The sequence below is a fragment of the Wenzhouxiangella sp. AB-CW3 genome (genome assembly GCF_014725735.1).
In the GTDB taxonomy this organism is placed as follows: domain Bacteria; phylum Pseudomonadota; class Gammaproteobacteria; order Xanthomonadales; family Wenzhouxiangellaceae; genus Wenzhouxiangella.
On the sequence record NZ_CP061368.1, the window covers coordinates 738,155 to 752,198 of the forward strand.

The window sequence follows — 14,044 nt, forward strand, 5'->3', positions numbered from 1 at the left end:
TAAGGTATGAATTCCAATGAATGGAGGATTTTTCTCGAATCGTGGGAGGCCAAGCTCAGAACAGAGTTTACTCGGCACAGAGATATATGGGATCAGCTAGGTCTGCCGGATCTAGCTGAGTTCGAGTTCTTTGTTCCTGTTCATGACAAGCCCGCTCTACCCAGAAGTGCTGCTGCTAGAAAGGGGGCCGAGGAGTTACTAACGTTCTACTCTGTTACTGACGGTTGGCCGCTTCTCATAGGAGAGGATTTGGTTGAAATTTCCCCAATAAAGGAAATTGATGCGTTCCGGGAGATTGGTGGCGAGAATTTCGATATTGCTGCTGCCAATGCTCCTATGGACCTCGACATAGACCAAGAGAAGAACCTTTTGAGTGCCTCAGAAATTTCAAGTGCCATATTGATCAGTCGCCCGGTCATTGCACGTGAATTGCTGCTGTGGCTTGAGTCGGGTGAAGTTTGTCTGTATTTGTTTGAAGACGTTATGCGCTTTGATAGTCTAATTGGCTTCCTAAATTTCCATTTGGAATGGACGTTGCGGGACGTTCGTACGTCTATATAGCATGAGGCGCTTGGTGACATAGCATGGGTTACAAAAACGGCTGAAGTTTGTGATGACTAATCGGGTACGCCCTGAGTCAAGTAATTCCCTGCGACCCGGCCTGCACGGTGAGGTCGTGGCGGACACCACCATCTGCACCTATGACGAATTCGGCAATGAGCTGATGCGCACCAATCCGCTGGACCACACCTGGGAGACAGCTTACGGGATCCCTAATGATTAAAGTAGCGATAACGGTATCGGACGGTTTCGATACAGATGGAAGCGCCATTGAAGTTGGCTCTTCTTCATTCCTTTCTAAGCTGGATGAAGGGGGTCATTCCTCCGAATTCGAGTATTCTGGTGACATGGATGGTGCGTTGCCTTTCCATCTAAGTGTTGCTGGCACTTTTAAGGATCTAGGTGATGCCTTCAGCGGATTGTATTTCGTTCACATTGGAGGGCGCCAGATCCTGAGCTGTGGAGGCAGGTTTACGAATGTGCCGTTGGCCTCAACCATCTTGGTAGGCGATACTGAAACAAGCGAACTCAGTGTCTCGGTTCATGTATGGCAAGTCTAAAGCGCCACACTCTCCTGCCAAGGTCGCCGGATTGCCTGGACAGAACGAGGCCGGCCAGATGACCGCCGAGATCGACCCGCTGGGCCGACGCACCGAGTACGAGTACGACAGCCGCGGCAACCAGGTACTGATCCGCCATCCCGACGGCAGCACCGAGACCAGCGAGTACGACCCCGAAGGCAATTTGATCGCCGAGACCGACCGCGCCGGTCGCACCACGAAGATGGTCTATGACGCCGCCGGCCGCCTGATCGAGACCATCCTGCCCGATGACACCCCGGACGATGACAGCGACAACCCGCGCCGCTACTCCATCCATGACGCGGCCGGAAGACGGGTCGAGGAAGTCGACGAGCGCGGCAACAGCACCTTCTACGAGCACGACGCGGCCGGCCGCAACACCAGGGTCATCGACGCGCTCGGCAACGAGACCACCTACGAGTACGACAGCCGTGGCCAGCGCACCGCCATGACCGATGCAAGAGGTCATCGAACCGAGTACGTCTACGACCAGGCCGGTCGCCTGATCAGGACCCTTCTGCCCAACGGCACCGAGACCACGGTGACCTACGACGCCCTGGGCCAGAAGATCGCCGAGACCGACCCGGCCCCCCCTCTGTCAGGATAGTTGTCGTCTCCTCTAAAATAGTCTCCAAGAGGGGGCGGACAGGAGCTGACAGTGAAGTATTCAGAAGAACGCAGAAAATCAGTGCTGGCCAAATTGTGCCCACCACATAATCGAACGGTCCGAGAAGTCGCCGCTGAGGAAGGCATTTCTGAGCCGACGGTGTACTTGTGGCGCAAGCAGGCTCGGGAGCGCGGAGAGCTGTACCCCGATGCCGGATCTGACGCCCAGGGCTGGAGTGCTCGGGACAAGTTCGCGGCCGTGATTGAAACGGCTTCGATGAACGAGTCTGAGCGCTCGGAATACTGCCGCAAGCGCGGCCTGTATCCTGAGCAGCTGGCTGCTTGGCGTCGGGCCTGCGAGCAGGCCAACGACTGGGCCGAGGAACGCACCGCCAGCCAAGTGAAGGCTGACCGGGAACAACGCCGGAAGATGCGCGAACTCGAGCGCGATCTGGCACGCAAGGAAAAGGCCCTGGCGGAGACGGCTGCCTTGCTTACCTTGTCAAAAAAAGCCCGGGCGATCTGGGGGACGGAGAGGACGAATGATCAGCACCCCGGATCGCCAGAAAGCTGTTGAGCTGATCGACGAGGCCAGAACCGCTGGCGCCCGTCTCAGGCCCGCCTGCCAGGTGCTGGGCATCACGGCACGCACTTATCAGCGCTGGACGGCTGATGGCGGCGTGCGCGCCGACAAACGGCCTGAGGCAGTGCGCCCGTTGCCTTCTCACGCGCTCAAGCCTGAAGAACGGCAAGCGATTGTAACGGTCTGCAACGAGCCCGAGCACGCTTCCATGCCGCCGGGCCAGATCGTGCCGAAGTTGGCCGACGAGGGCCGCTACCTGGCCTCTGAGTCGAGCTTTTACCGCGTACTGAATGACGAGGACCAGCAGCACCATCGCGGTCGTGCCCGCAAGCCTGCAGCGGCCCGGCCGCCAGCGACGCACTGTGCCGATGCGCCCAACACCGTTTGGTGTTGGGACATCACCTGGTTGCCGGCCGATATCCGTGGGCGCTTCTTCTTCCTGTACCTGATCATGGATCTGTTCAGCCGCAAGATCGTAGGCTGGGAAGTGCATGATAGCGAGAGTGCCGTGCTGTCCAGTGAGCTGGTGCAGCAGACGGTCTGGCGGGAAGGCTGCGTCGATCAACCGCTGGTCCTCCATGGTGATAACGGCAGCCCGATCAAAGGTCAGACCGTCCAGGTCATGCTCGGCAAGCTGGGTATCACGGCCTCGTTCAGCCGACCGCGGGTCAGTGATGACAATGCCTTCGTCGAATCGTTGTTCCGAACCTGCAAGTATGTGCCGGACTTCCCGAAGACTGGCTTTGCCTCGCTGGAAGCGGCACGCGAGTGGGTCGCGCGCTTTGTCGAGTGGTACAACCATCAGCACAAGCATCGCGGGATCAACTACGTCACCCCGCACCAGCGCCACACTGGACAGGACATTGAGATCCTGGCCAAACGCCATGCCGTCTATCAAGCGGCGCGGGACAAGCATCCACAGCGCTGGAGTGGGGATACCCGCAACTGGTCTCCGGCAGGAGCCGTGTGGTTGAACCCGGAAAAGGAAAAGCAGCCGGAAAGTCAGGCTGCATGAGTATGGAAAAGGCGACTTCTATCTTGACAACCACCGGGCCGGCCGCACCACGCAATTCGAGTACGACCAACGCGGCAACCTCACCGCCGTAATCGATGCCCTGGGCCAGCGCACCGAGTACGCCTACGACGGTCTGGGCAACCGGATTGCCCAGACCGATGCCAACGGCCACAGCACTACTTGGACATTCGACGTGCTGGGCCGAACCCTGACGCGCACCCTGCCCGAGGGCCAGACCGAGACTTTCCAGTATGACCTGGCCGGTCAGCGCACTGCTCATACCGACTTCAAGGGCCAGACGGTCGAGTTTTTCTACGACGAACTCAGCCGCCCGATCCGCACCGAGTATTCAAACGATGTGGTGGTAAACACCCGCTACACCCCCAGCGGCCAGGTCTGGGAGATCGAAGTGACCTGCACCCCGGCGGCTTGCGCCGAGGCCGGCAAGGACCCGGGCATCACCAGCCACCACTACGACGAGAGAGATCGGCTGACCCGCATCGACTATCCAGACAACCGCTGGATCGAGTACGCCTGGGACGAGGCCGGCAACCGCATTGAGGTGCGCACCGACAACCAGCGCACGCGCTACAGCTACGATGCGCTCAACCGCAAGCACACCGTCACCGCCTGCGCCAACGAGTCCTGCAGCGAGGGCGCGGAGACCGTCTACAACTACAACCCGGTCGGCAGCCTGCAATCGGTCGAACACGCCAACGCCACGGCCACCGAGGCCGTCGCCACTGCCTGGATTGCTGCCCGGAGTCAGGCCAATGAAAGTGTTGGAAGTAAAGGTCTGACGTGGCGCGTAAGGCCAGAGGCGGATGAAATGCTGGTTGTAGCGTTCGTAGGGCTGATCAAAGGTCAGTCCCATGATGCTGGCATCGGGTGAGCTGGTGTTCAGGAACAGCTCGCGCAGAATCGGGGTCTCTCCCGGGGCTGCCATCAGGACTGAAGGACGGTTTGTGTTGAGACTAAGGCATCTGCCGGCAACTGCCAGCTCTCGCTCTCGGACCATGCCGAATGGCTCAATGCAAGTAACATCGCGGCAAACACGGCATGCACAATGCGGTTGCTCCGGCCAGTCCTGGCTTGAGTCGGTCTGATTCGGGGTGAAGCCAGGTTCCAGTTGCCGTGCATGTCGGGTATCCTCTGCTTGTTGTCGTCCCGGCATGCATTCGGGCATGCCGGGCGGGAAATTTTCCGAAGCCTACCCCAATTTACTGATCATCGTCATGGTTGACACGCAACAACTTCGCATCCCCGCCACCTACATGCGGGGCGGCACCAGCAAGGGTGTGTTCTTTCGCCTCGAAGATCTGCCCGAGCCGGCACGCCAGCCCGGTGAGGCGCGCGATGCCCTGCTGCTTCGCGTGATCGGTTCGCCCGACCCCTACGGCAAACACACCGATGGCATGGGCGGGGCCACGTCGAGCACCTCCAAGACCGTCATCCTGTCGAAGTCCGACAAGCCCGGTCACGATGTCGACTACCTGTTCGGCCAGGTGGCCATCGACAAGCCATTTGTCGACTGGTCGGGCAACTGCGGCAACCTGACCGCGGCGGTCGGATCATTTGCCATCAGCAACGGTCTGGTTGATAAAGAACGCATTCCCGACAACGGCATCTGCACGGTGCGTATCTGGCAGGCGAATATCGAAAAGACCATCATTGCCCATGTGCCCATTTCCGATGGCGAGGTGCAGGAGATCGGTGGCTTCGAGCTCGACGGCGTGACGTTTCCGGCCGCTGAAGTGAAGATCGATTTCATCGCGCCGACCGGTGATGCCCCCGTGCTGCCTACCGGCAACGTAGTTGACGAGCTCGAGGTGCCCGGATTCGGGCGTCTGCAGGCCAGCTTCATCAGTGCCGGCATCCCCACCATCTTCGTCAACGCCGCCGATATCGGTCTGGAAGGTACTGAACTGCAGCCGGCCATCAACGATCATGTCGAATGGCTGCAGCGTCTGGAAGTCCTGCGCGCGCATGGTGGCGTGGCCATGGGGTTGTTCGATCGAGTCGAGGAGGCTGAACAACGCCAGCACACACCCAAGATCGCCTGGGTGGCATCGCCGGGTGACTACGTTGCCTCCAGCGGCAGGGAGGTGGCGGCTTCCGACATCGATCTGAACGTACGCGCCATGTCCATGGGCAAGCTGCATCACGCCATGATGGGCACCGCCGCCGTGGCCATCGCTACAGCAGCGGCTATACCCGGAACGCTGGTCAATCTTGCTGCCGGCGGTGGCGAGCGCGACGTGGTGCGATTCGGACATCCCTCCGGCACTCTCAGGGTCGGTGCCAGCGCCAGCCAGGTGGATGGCGAGTGGTTTGTCGAGAAAGTCAGCATGAGCCGCAGTGCCCGGGTGCTGATGGAGGGCCGGGTGCGTGTGCCGCCGCTATTCTGAACGAAACGGCGGAACTGCCAATGCAGTCACCTTAGACTCAGGACGATGACTTGTCGACCGAAGAGTCAGTCGGGCATCCCAGGTGCCTGGCACCTTCCGGGGAAATGGCATGGGTGACACGAATGCCAAAGTTCTTTTGCAGGAAGTCTTCCATGCTGATCCACTGACCATCGATATCCAGGCGTCCGGTCCACGAACACATGCGCACCATCTTGTCCAGGGTCTTTTCGGGCGTCGTTTCGGGCTGGAGCTCCGATTCGACTCGCGCCAGATCTTCCAGAACACGCAACCTTTCCAGGGCCAGTGATACGGCATCGGCAAGAATCGTGAACAGCCTCAGTTCCAGCTCGCTGGCTGCATGGTGATCGGCCCAGTAGAAGCCGATGGCGCCAATCGGGTCTCGACTGCGAATGGGCACCATAGCCATGCTGCGAACAAAGGTTGTACTGTAGGCTTCGGTCGGTACCCGATCGTCCTTGTGGATGTCGGCAATGACCGCCGGTTGCCGATTAAGCATGACCCAGCCACTGACGCACTGGCTTATGGGGAACCGCTTGCCTCGCCACAGCGGCGAGACAGCGTTCTCTTCCACGTAGTGACACAAGTCGCCATCACGGAGCACGAAGGTGGCGCCGTCTGCCCGCGCGATCTTGCGCGCCGCCTGGCCGGCGAGTTTGGAAAATTGCAGACAGTTCCCTGCCCCCTGACAAGGCAGGCTGACGTGCGCTTGGTCTTCGGCTCCATACTGACACGGGCAGATGCCAGGTGCAAATCGCTTCTGCACACCGCCCGGCCGGGCATGGGGGGGCGACACGGCTTGCTTTGAACCCGGGTTGTGTGAATCATGGCCCGGACACTTTGAATCGTTTTGCAGCCAAGGAGCACTCATGCCCCGATATCCCGACATCAATGCTGCCGCCCAAGGTGTGCGCGGCTCGGTCTATTCCGGAATGAGCCGCAAGCCGGCATCCGGCCGCCCGCCGGTGCCACTGCATGTGGGCGATACCTGGATGGAGCCGGCCGAAGGGTGCCGCATGCAGGATCTGACGGTGGCGGATTACCCCGGCATGCATCGCTATTCGCCCGTGCCGGGTTATTCGCAGCTGCGTGACCGAATTGCCGAGGTCCACGGCGAACGCACCGGGGTCAGCACCGAGCGTGACCAGGTCATCGTTACGGGTGGGGCAACGGCTGGTCTGGCTGCCGTGATCGCCGCGCTGGTGGCGCCGGGCGAGGAGGTCCTGCTGGCCGCACCCTACTGGCCGCTGATTGCCGGCAGCATTCGCGCAGTCAGCGCCCACCCGGTTGACGTACCGCTGATGACCGAAGTCGAGACCGCCGAAGAGGCCGTGGCGCGCTTCGAACAATACCGGACCGAGAAGACCGTGGCGGTGTACTGGAATACCCCGCACAACCCCACCGGCCGACTGCTGCCGGAAGGCTGGCTGCAGGCACTGACCGACTGGGCGCGCGAACACGATTTGTGGATCTTCTCCGACGATGTTTACGAGGACTACGTGTTCGAAGGAGAACACGTCTACACCCGTGCGCTGGCGCCCGATCACACCATCTCGGTGCACTCTTTCTCCAAGGCCTACGGCATGGCCGGCAATCGATGCGGCTATCTGGCCGGGCCGGAAGACGCCATCGGCGCGATCAAACGCATCGTCACCAACATCAACTATTCGGCGTGCTCGGCCTCGCAATTGGCCGCACTCAATGCACTCAACGGGGCCGGCCAGCCCTGGGTCGACGGCGCGCGCGAGAAGTATGCGGAGTTGGGTCGCGAGGCAGCCGAAGTCTTGGGGCTGCCGGCCCCGAAGGGCAGCACCTTTCTGTTTCCCGATGTCGCTCACTGCCTTGATGAGCGTGGACTGGATGGGTTTCTTGGCGACCTGGCCGAAGCCGGCGTGCTGGTGGCGCCGGGCCCGAGTTTCGGGCCCTACCCGACGCACGTCCGTGCCTGCTTTACCGCGGCCGACCCATCCGAGGTACGGCGCGGCATCGACATCCTGGCCGGGAAACTGAAGGGCTGAGCCAGATCAGACGCTGCTACTTTCGGGCATTGCCCCTGTACCGCTATCTGCTGGATGTTTCCTTGCGTGAAGATCCCGTGCTGGCCGAGCCGCGGGCGGCAACCGCTGATTTGCCGCAGAGCAACACGCAGATTGCTCCGGAGCAGGGCCAGTACTTCGAGCGCTCGCTGAGGTTGATCCTCCCCCCGGCGGACTGATCCTGATCGACAATACCCTGTGGGGTGGCAGCGTTATCGATCCGGAAAAGACCGATGAGGACTCCGAGGCCACCTATGCATTCAATCACCATGTTCACCACCACGCCGGCGTGGATCTGTCCCTGGTTCCCATTGGTGACGGTCTGACACTTCTTCGCAAGCGAACGGATCGCCATTGGGGGCCTTCGGCCCGCAACGGGCCATGATCAGGATCCTCCCTGCAATGTCGCACGAGGCTTGTTAGGGTAGGCAGAGCGGCATGCCTTTCCGGGGGCGAATCAGGCCGACGGGGAAGCGACAGAAGCTGGCATGCGCGCCGGTTTGCCGATGCGGCACGAAATCACTTTGATACGCACCGGTCCGGGAACGGTCTCTTGGCACCAGAGCGCCGGTTTGGGGTCGGTACTGTCGGGAGCAGTCACTATGTCACAACTACAGAAGCAGGAGGCCAGGCAGGATTTCGGTTCTGATCCTGTCAAAGTTCGTGAAACCGACCACTATCGCAAGGAGTATGTGCACCGCTTTGTTGACAAGTGGGACGAGCTCATCGATTGGGATGCCCGTTATCGCAGCGAGGGCGATTTCTTTGTCCGCCAGCTCATGGAGCGAGGTGCCCGCCGTGTGCTGGATGTGGCGACCGGCACCGGTTTTCATTCCGTGCGCCTGGTCGAGGCCGGTTTTGAAGTATGCAGCGTCGATGGTTCGGCCGAGATGCTGGCCAAGGCATTCGAAAACGGCAGAAGACGCGGGCATATCCTGCGCACGATCCAGGCCGACTGGCGGTGGCTCAATCGTGATGTGCATGCCACCTATGATGCGGTGATCTGCCTGGGCAACTCCTTTACCCACCTGTTCAGTGAGCGAGATCGCCGCAAGGCACTGGCCGAGTTCTACGCCGTGCTCAAGCACGACGGTTGCCTGATACTCGATCAGCGCAACTACGACGCTCTCATCGGCGGCGACTATTCCTCCAACCGCAAGTACTATTATTGCGGGCGCCAGGTCAGCGCCGAGCCCGAGCATGTAGACGACGGCCTGGCGCGATTTCGCTATACCTTTCCCGACGGTTCGGTCTTCCACCTCAACATGTTTCCACTACGACGCGACTATGCTCGCCGACTGATGCGAGAGGTGGGCTTTCAGGAAATTTCCACCTACGCCGACTTCGAGGAAGACCCCGCCCGGGTGGACGGTGAGCCCGACTTTTTCATTCACGTTGCCGAAAAGCGCTACGAATGCAGTGAGTCGACCGCTGACTCGACGAAGACCAATGCGACAGGATCCAAAGCGGAGTAAGGAGTATCGTGCATGAACAATTCGGAGCACCCCGTGAAAAGCAATGGCGACGGATACTCGCCAGCCGTGGAAACCGCTCGCGAATACTACAACAGCTCTGATGCCGACAATTTCTACTTTCATGTCTGGGGCGGCGAGGATATCCACATCGGCTTGTATGAACGCGATGATGAACTCATCGCCGAAGCCAGCCAGCGTACTGTTGGCCGTATGCTCGAATTGCTTGGCCCTGTGGATGAACGTCATCGGGTGCTGGATCTCGGGGCCGGGTATGGAGGCTCCATGCGCTACCTGGCCCGACACGCGGGCTGTCGTTGCGTTGCGCTCAATCTCAGCGAGGTCGAGAATGAACGCAATCGCCGCATGAATCGTGAGCAGGGGCTGGCCAATCGCATCGAGGTGGTCGATGGCGACTTTACCAATCTGGACTACGACGATGGTTGCTTCGATATAGTGTGGTCTCAGGATGCCTTCCTGCATTCCGGCGACCGCGCCCGTGTGTGTGCCGAGGCCGCGCGCGTGCTGCGCGACGGCGGCCGTTTGATCTTTACCGACCCGATGCAGGCCGATGACGCACCCGCGGGTCAGCTCCAGCCCATTTACGATCGGTTGCATCTGGATTCGCTGGGCTCTCCAGAGTTCTATCGTGCAACCTTCCGCGACCTGGGGTTGGTCGAGCAAGGCTTCGAGGATCACAGCGAGCAACTTCCGCGTCACTACGCCCGCGTGCGCCAGGAGCTGGTCAAGCATGAAGAATCGCTGCGAGAGCGTGGCGTGAGTGATGACTACATACAGCGCATGAAAGTCGGCCTGCAACACTGGGTGGATGGCGGCCGAAGGGGGGATCTGACCTGGGGGATTTTCCGCTTCCTGAAGTCCTGAATTTGCCGTCGGTTACGTCTTGCGGCGGAAAAGCTGCAATAGTCCTTTGACGGTGACATCAAGCTGGCTGCCGCGCGTGTAGTTGCCGGGTACGACATAACTGACCCGGTCCTCGGCGATGAGCTTGCCGATCTTGTCGCGGGTGGTTTTCTTCTGCCAGTGATTCTCGTCGAACACGGCCAGGCTGAACCCACCCTGCTGCTTGACCAGTTTCATCGACGGGATATCGGTATCGCCATCACCGAAGTAGATCATGCGCCGAAAGGGGAAGGGGCGCTGGTCCGCTTCAATGTACTGGTTGACAGCGGCATCGTCCCAGCGGTTGGCGATGCCCTTGTTGATCCGGAACAGGTACTGCGTCTTGGTCGTGTAGTTGATGGCGACCGATGGCCACTTGGCGTGACCGGTGTCCTGGTCGTAGTGATAGCGGCAGGCGAAGACCTGCCGAAAGTGGTGGGCGATGGGCGTGCCCAGAATCATGTCTTCCAGTCCGCTGGACACGATGAAGTGGGCAATGTTCAGCCCTTGTTTAGCGGCAAAGGCATCAATGCGCTGAAACCAGTCCCGAACCCCGGGAAACAGCTTGATTTCAGCGCCGTGAATGCGCAGCCGCTCCGGGCGCAGTTCCTCTTTCCGATCGGCATTTCTGGCCGCCAGGGCTAGTTCCCCCAGGTAGGTCAGGATCTGTTCGCCGTCGCGCTCTTTTGCCTGCGCGGTGACATTGCTCCAGAATGCGTCGGCATCCTCGATACCCAGGGCCGGGAACAGGCCGTGTTCAGCACAGTTGCCGGCCGCCAGTGTGCCGTCGAAGTCGTAGACCAGGGCACAGTCGATGGGTGATTGATTCATGGCCATGCCCCTGTTGTGCCGAAAATCATGAGTGCATTCTGGACTCGTCCCGGTGCAGATTCAATGCGGCTGTCTGTAAAATGCTGCACGTACTGAATCGGCAGGTATGTAGATCGCATTCAGCCGCCGTGTGGCTTTCGGCCCCAAGGGTGTTGCCGTTGGCTGCATATTTCGGGCAATCCGCAAAAGAGGTCTTATCACAGTCATGGATGAACAAACACGCATACAAGTCGAGGCTGCGGCCTTTCGTGACCTGATCGCGCATCTGCAAAAGCGCACGGATGTGCAGAATATCGACCTGATGAACCTGGCCGGTTTCTGTCGCAATTGCCTGGCCAAGTGGTATCGTGCCGAGGCGGAACGCCGGGGTGTGGCCATCGACTACGATCAGGCCCGGGAGTATGTTTACGGCATGCCCTACCCCGACTGGAAGGAACGCCACCAGGCCGAAGCTAGTTCGGCCCAGAAGGCAAAGTTTGCTGCGCTATCAGCCGATGAGCTCGCCGATACCCGTGGGGGTCGTTGAAGGTCGGGTTGATTTCTGGATCAATGCCTGTCTCTATAGGAATTTTGCATGAAAGTGATTAGAGGAAGGGAGTTCAGGGCCGATCACGCATGGGGTGCCCGCGAGATCGCCAACATGGACGGTATAACCACGCGCCTGCACTGGACCGACAAGCCCTACAAGTGGCATATCAACGACGGTGAGGAAGTGTTTGTCGTACTTGATGGGCAAGTCGAGATGCACTACCGAGCCGACGGAGAGCAATCGTCGGTCCTGCTTGATGAAGGCGACATCTTCTTCGCTTCGGTGGGCACAGAACATGTCGCCCACCCCGTGGGGGAGGCAAGGGTTCTTGTCGTCGAGAGAGAGGGCAGTGCCTAAGGCAAGGTCGGGGCAGTCACCTTCAGCGTGATCGACGGATTGGGCGCGGCACTGTTGCGGTGCCGCGCCTAAGCTCCGGTGAGCCGGGGTTACCAGGCGATCCCGTAATCCTCGGCAAAGTCGCTGGCGGCACCCTGCATGGTGTCATTTTCAAAGTCGAACCAGATGGCGGTGGTCGGGTTGTAAACCCGGTCGACCGTTTCCAGATCGTAGCCCATTTTTCTTAGTTGCTCGCGCGTATACGGTGTAGTGAATTCACGCGAGACCTGCAGGCGGCCGGGTTCGGCCTGGTGAGCACCAAAGGAACTTTGCATCTGGTGGCTCTGCATATGCCCCAGGCCGTCGGCGGACTGCTGCACGTTCATGCCCCACTCGGCCATGGCCAGGAAGAACTGCAGCAGGTTCTGATCCTGCGAGTCGCCGCCCTGCACGGAAAAGGCCATGCGGGGCCGGCCGTCTTCCAGCGCCAGGGTGGGGGTCAGGGTGACGCGCGGTTGTTTGCCCGGCTCGACCACGTTGTAGGGATTGAGCTCCTCGTCGAGCACGAAGCTCTGCATGCGCTGGCTCAGGCCAATGCCTGATTCGCCGGCGATAAAGGCCGGAATCCAGCCCCCGGACGGGGTGACCGAAATGACCCAGCCGTCGGCATCGGCCGCCTGGATGGAGGTCGTGCCGGCATAGAAGGCTTCCTCGCGACTCATCAGGCTGGCCTCCTGGAAGCCTTCAATGCCCAGGGCTTCGGCATCGGGCGGGTTGAGCTGCCAGTTCTGCCGGAGCTCCTCGAACGGGTTTTCCTCGCCCTGGAACGGGTAGGGGTCGCCGGGCAGATAGTCGATCAGGTTGTGGTCTTCGGGAATCAGCGCTCTTCGCTCGGCAGCATATTCCTTCGACAGCAGCCCTTCGATCGGCACTTTCGGCTCGGTGTAGACATCGCCGTAATAGAAATCACGGTCGGCAAAGGCCAGGTTCATGGCCTGGTAGAGCGTATGAATGTAGCGCGTGGAGTTGTAGCCCATGGCCTGCAGATCGAAACCCTCGAGGATATTGAGGATCTGCAGCATGACCGGGCCCTGGGTCCAGGCCGTGAGTTTGTAGACGTCGATGCCGCGGTAATTGGTGCTGACCGGTTCTTCCAGGCGGACTTCCCAGTTGGCCAGGTCTTCCGGGGTGAACAGCCCGCCGGCCTCGCGGGTGGCAGTGACGATCTCCTCGGCGATATCGCCGCGGTAGAAGCGATCGTAGGCGGCCATGATGGCCTCCTCGCGGCTCTTGCCGGCTTCCAGTGCCTGGCTTTCGGCTTCGACCAGCTTTCTCAGCGTGGCGGCCAGATCGGGTTGGCGGAAGATCTCGCCGGCCTTCGGCGCGGCACGCTTTTCCGGGTTGTCCGGGTCGAGGTGGGGCAGGAACACCCGGGTCGACGATGGCCACCGTTCGAGAATTTCGCGCCGGTTCTCGATGTTGTCGGCAGTCTGGGCCTCGATGGGATAGCCATCGGCCATGTCAATGGCCGGCGCCAGTACTTCGGCGAGGCTCAGGTTGCCGAACTCGGCCACCATGACCATCAGGCCGCCCGGCGTGCCCGGTGTGGTGGCCGCGAGCGGTCCGAATTCGGGCGGATACACCATGCCCTGTTCACGAAAGAATTCCGGGGTGGCGCCGGTCGGTGCCACGCCCAGGGCATTGATGCCGATGACTTCATCGGTTTCGGGGTTGTAGATCAGGGCCTGGGTTTCTCCGCCCCAGCCCAGCACGTCCCACATGGTGGCGGTGGCGGCCAGCATGGCCGCGGCCGAGTCCACGGCGTTGCCGCCGCGCTCGAAGATCTTTGCTCCGGCCGTGGCGGCCAGGGGTTTGCCGGTCACGGCCACCCATTCCTTGCCATGCAGTATGGGGCGGGTGGTGTCCTGGGCGCTGGCCGGCCCCAGGGCGGTGGTCATGAGGGCGCCGCCGATCACAAGCGCGCGGCAGATCTGGAGGGGTATGGACGACATGGTCAGGCTTCCCGGTTGAATCCGACTCCCGATGATAGCAGCACCCGGTCGATGTCATCGGCCGGCTGGTGGCACAGACATGATCCCGAATCCGTAAACTGGAGTGGACGGCCGCTGCCCCTGTTCGGTCGCAGCCCATTCATGATCAAACGG

General features: G+C 60.6%; 14 protein-coding genes and 2 pseudogenes. 13 read left to right on the forward strand and 3 right to left on the reverse strand.

Annotated features, from left to right (window positions below):
* The first annotated feature begins 6 nt into the window (after positions 1 to 6).
* From IC757_RS03125 to prpF, 7 genes and pseudogenes are all read left to right on the forward strand, one after another.
* The gene (locus tag IC757_RS03125) at positions 7 to 561 is read left to right on the forward strand and encodes a hypothetical protein (RefSeq protein ID WP_190975945.1); all 555 of its coding nucleotides are present in this window, start codon (positions 7 to 9) and stop codon (positions 559 to 561) included.
* Positions 562 to 613: 52 nt separating this feature from the next.
* A complete protein-coding gene (locus tag IC757_RS03130) occupies positions 614 to 784 on the forward strand; it encodes a hypothetical protein (RefSeq protein ID WP_190975946.1) in 171 nt (56 codons plus the stop codon).
* The gene (locus IC757_RS03135) at positions 777 to 1,121 is read left to right on the forward strand and encodes a hypothetical protein (protein ID WP_190975947.1); all 345 of its coding nucleotides are present in this window, start codon (positions 777 to 779) and stop codon (positions 1,119 to 1,121) included. The genes IC757_RS03130 and IC757_RS03135 overlap by 8 nt, the downstream gene beginning before the upstream one ends.
* A gap of 58 nt (positions 1,122 to 1,179) precedes the next feature.
* Positions 1,180 to 1,749 carry an RHS repeat domain-containing protein gene (locus IC757_RS03140; protein ID WP_190975948.1) on the forward strand — a complete coding sequence of 190 codons (570 nt, stop codon included), beginning with the start codon at positions 1,180 to 1,182 and terminating at the stop codon, positions 1,747 to 1,749.
* A 45-nt stretch (positions 1,750 to 1,794) separates the two neighbouring features.
* A pseudogene (locus tag IC757_RS03145) lies at positions 1,795 to 3,346 on the forward strand (IS3 family transposase).
* 193 nt (positions 3,347 to 3,539) lie between these two features.
* Positions 3,540 to 4,238, forward strand: a complete 699-nt coding sequence (locus IC757_RS03150; protein WP_190975949.1) for an RHS repeat domain-containing protein — start codon at positions 3,540 to 3,542, stop codon at positions 4,236 to 4,238.
* A 343-nt stretch (positions 4,239 to 4,581) separates the two neighbouring features.
* Positions 4,582 to 5,754, forward strand: a complete 1,173-nt coding sequence (prpF, locus tag IC757_RS03155; protein ID WP_190976916.1) for a 2-methylaconitate cis-trans isomerase PrpF — start codon at positions 4,582 to 4,584, stop codon at positions 5,752 to 5,754.
* 37 nt (positions 5,755 to 5,791) lie between these two features.
* On the opposite strand, the gene IC757_RS03160 is transcribed toward prpF, so the two are convergent.
* Complete coding sequence (locus IC757_RS03160; protein ID WP_190975950.1) at positions 5,792 to 6,568, reverse strand: GAF domain-containing protein; 777 nt, start codon at positions 6,566 to 6,568, stop codon at positions 5,792 to 5,794.
* Positions 6,569 to 6,641: 73 nt separating this feature from the next.
* Here IC757_RS03160 and IC757_RS03165 point away from each other — a divergent pair, with 73 nt between their 5' ends.
* The 4 genes and pseudogenes from IC757_RS03165 to IC757_RS03180 all read left to right on the forward strand — a co-directional run bounded on the left by IC757_RS03165 (position 6,642) and on the right by IC757_RS03180 (position 10,165).
* Complete coding sequence (locus tag IC757_RS03165; protein WP_190975951.1) at positions 6,642 to 7,790, forward strand: pyridoxal phosphate-dependent aminotransferase; 1,149 nt, start codon at positions 6,642 to 6,644, stop codon at positions 7,788 to 7,790.
* A gap of 5 nt (positions 7,791 to 7,795) precedes the next feature.
* A pseudogene (locus tag IC757_RS03170) lies at positions 7,796 to 8,193 on the forward strand (O-methyltransferase).
* Positions 8,194 to 8,410: 217 nt separating this feature from the next.
* Positions 8,411 to 9,283 (forward strand): class I SAM-dependent methyltransferase, encoded by an 873-nt coding sequence (locus IC757_RS03175; RefSeq protein WP_190975952.1) that lies wholly within the window; start codon positions 8,411 to 8,413, stop codon positions 9,281 to 9,283.
* A gap of 12 nt (positions 9,284 to 9,295) precedes the next feature.
* Complete coding sequence (locus IC757_RS03180; protein WP_190975953.1) at positions 9,296 to 10,165, forward strand: methyltransferase domain-containing protein; 870 nt, start codon at positions 9,296 to 9,298, stop codon at positions 10,163 to 10,165.
* 12 nt (positions 10,166 to 10,177) lie between these two features.
* Here IC757_RS03180 and IC757_RS03185 read toward each other — a convergent pair whose 3' ends face one another.
* Positions 10,178 to 11,014 (reverse strand): haloacid dehalogenase-like hydrolase, encoded by an 837-nt coding sequence (locus IC757_RS03185; RefSeq protein ID WP_223846232.1) that lies wholly within the window; start codon positions 11,012 to 11,014, stop codon positions 10,178 to 10,180.
* Positions 11,015 to 11,219: 205 nt separating this feature from the next.
* On the opposite strand from IC757_RS03185, the gene IC757_RS03190 reads away from it, so the two are divergent.
* Both IC757_RS03190 and IC757_RS03195 read left to right on the forward strand, forming a co-directional pair.
* The gene (locus IC757_RS03190) at positions 11,220 to 11,540 is read left to right on the forward strand and encodes a DUF1244 domain-containing protein (RefSeq protein ID WP_190975954.1); all 321 of its coding nucleotides are present in this window, start codon (positions 11,220 to 11,222) and stop codon (positions 11,538 to 11,540) included.
* A 48-nt stretch (positions 11,541 to 11,588) separates the two neighbouring features.
* Positions 11,589 to 11,900, forward strand: a complete 312-nt coding sequence (locus IC757_RS03195) for a cupin domain-containing protein (RefSeq protein WP_190975955.1) — start codon at positions 11,589 to 11,591, stop codon at positions 11,898 to 11,900.
* A gap of 89 nt (positions 11,901 to 11,989) precedes the next feature.
* Here IC757_RS03195 and IC757_RS03200 read toward each other — a convergent pair whose 3' ends face one another.
* Positions 11,990 to 13,891, reverse strand: coding sequence for a gamma-glutamyltransferase family protein (locus tag IC757_RS03200; protein ID WP_190975956.1), 1,902 nt, complete (start codon positions 13,889 to 13,891; stop codon positions 11,990 to 11,992).
* Between the last annotated feature and the right edge of the window lie 153 nt (positions 13,892 to 14,044).

What these genes read in the sequence shown, in the direction of transcription:
- IC757_RS03125 (WP_190975945.1), top strand. Translation starts at nt 7, where the DNA reads ATGAATTCCAATGAATGGAGGATTTTTCTCGAATCGTGGGAGGCCAAG.
- IC757_RS03130 (WP_190975946.1), top strand. Translation starts at nt 614, where the DNA reads ATGACTAATCGGGTACGCCCTGAGTCAAGTAATTCCCTGCGACCCGGC.
- IC757_RS03135 (WP_190975947.1), top strand. Translation starts at nt 777, where the DNA reads ATGATTAAAGTAGCGATAACGGTATCGGACGGTTTCGATACAGATGGA.
- IC757_RS03140 (WP_190975948.1), top strand. Translation starts at nt 1,180, where the DNA reads ATGACCGCCGAGATCGACCCGCTGGGCCGACGCACCGAGTACGAGTAC.
- prpF (WP_190976916.1), top strand. Translation starts at nt 4,582, where the DNA reads ATGGTTGACACGCAACAACTTCGCATCCCCGCCACCTACATGCGGGGC.
- IC757_RS03165 (WP_190975951.1), top strand. Translation starts at nt 6,642, where the DNA reads ATGCCCCGATATCCCGACATCAATGCTGCCGCCCAAGGTGTGCGCGGC.
- IC757_RS03175 (WP_190975952.1), top strand. Translation starts at nt 8,411, where the DNA reads ATGTCACAACTACAGAAGCAGGAGGCCAGGCAGGATTTCGGTTCTGAT.
- IC757_RS03180 (WP_190975953.1), top strand. Translation starts at nt 9,296, where the DNA reads ATGAACAATTCGGAGCACCCCGTGAAAAGCAATGGCGACGGATACTCG.
- IC757_RS03185 (WP_223846232.1), bottom strand. Translation starts at nt 11,014, where the DNA reads ATGAATCAATCACCCATCGACTGTGCCCTGGTCTACGACTTCGACGGC.
- IC757_RS03190 (WP_190975954.1), top strand. Translation starts at nt 11,220, where the DNA reads ATGGATGAACAAACACGCATACAAGTCGAGGCTGCGGCCTTTCGTGAC.
- IC757_RS03195 (WP_190975955.1), top strand. Translation starts at nt 11,589, where the DNA reads ATGAAAGTGATTAGAGGAAGGGAGTTCAGGGCCGATCACGCATGGGGT.
- IC757_RS03200 (WP_190975956.1), bottom strand. Translation starts at nt 13,891, where the DNA reads ATGTCGTCCATACCCCTCCAGATCTGCCGCGCGCTTGTGATCGGCGGC.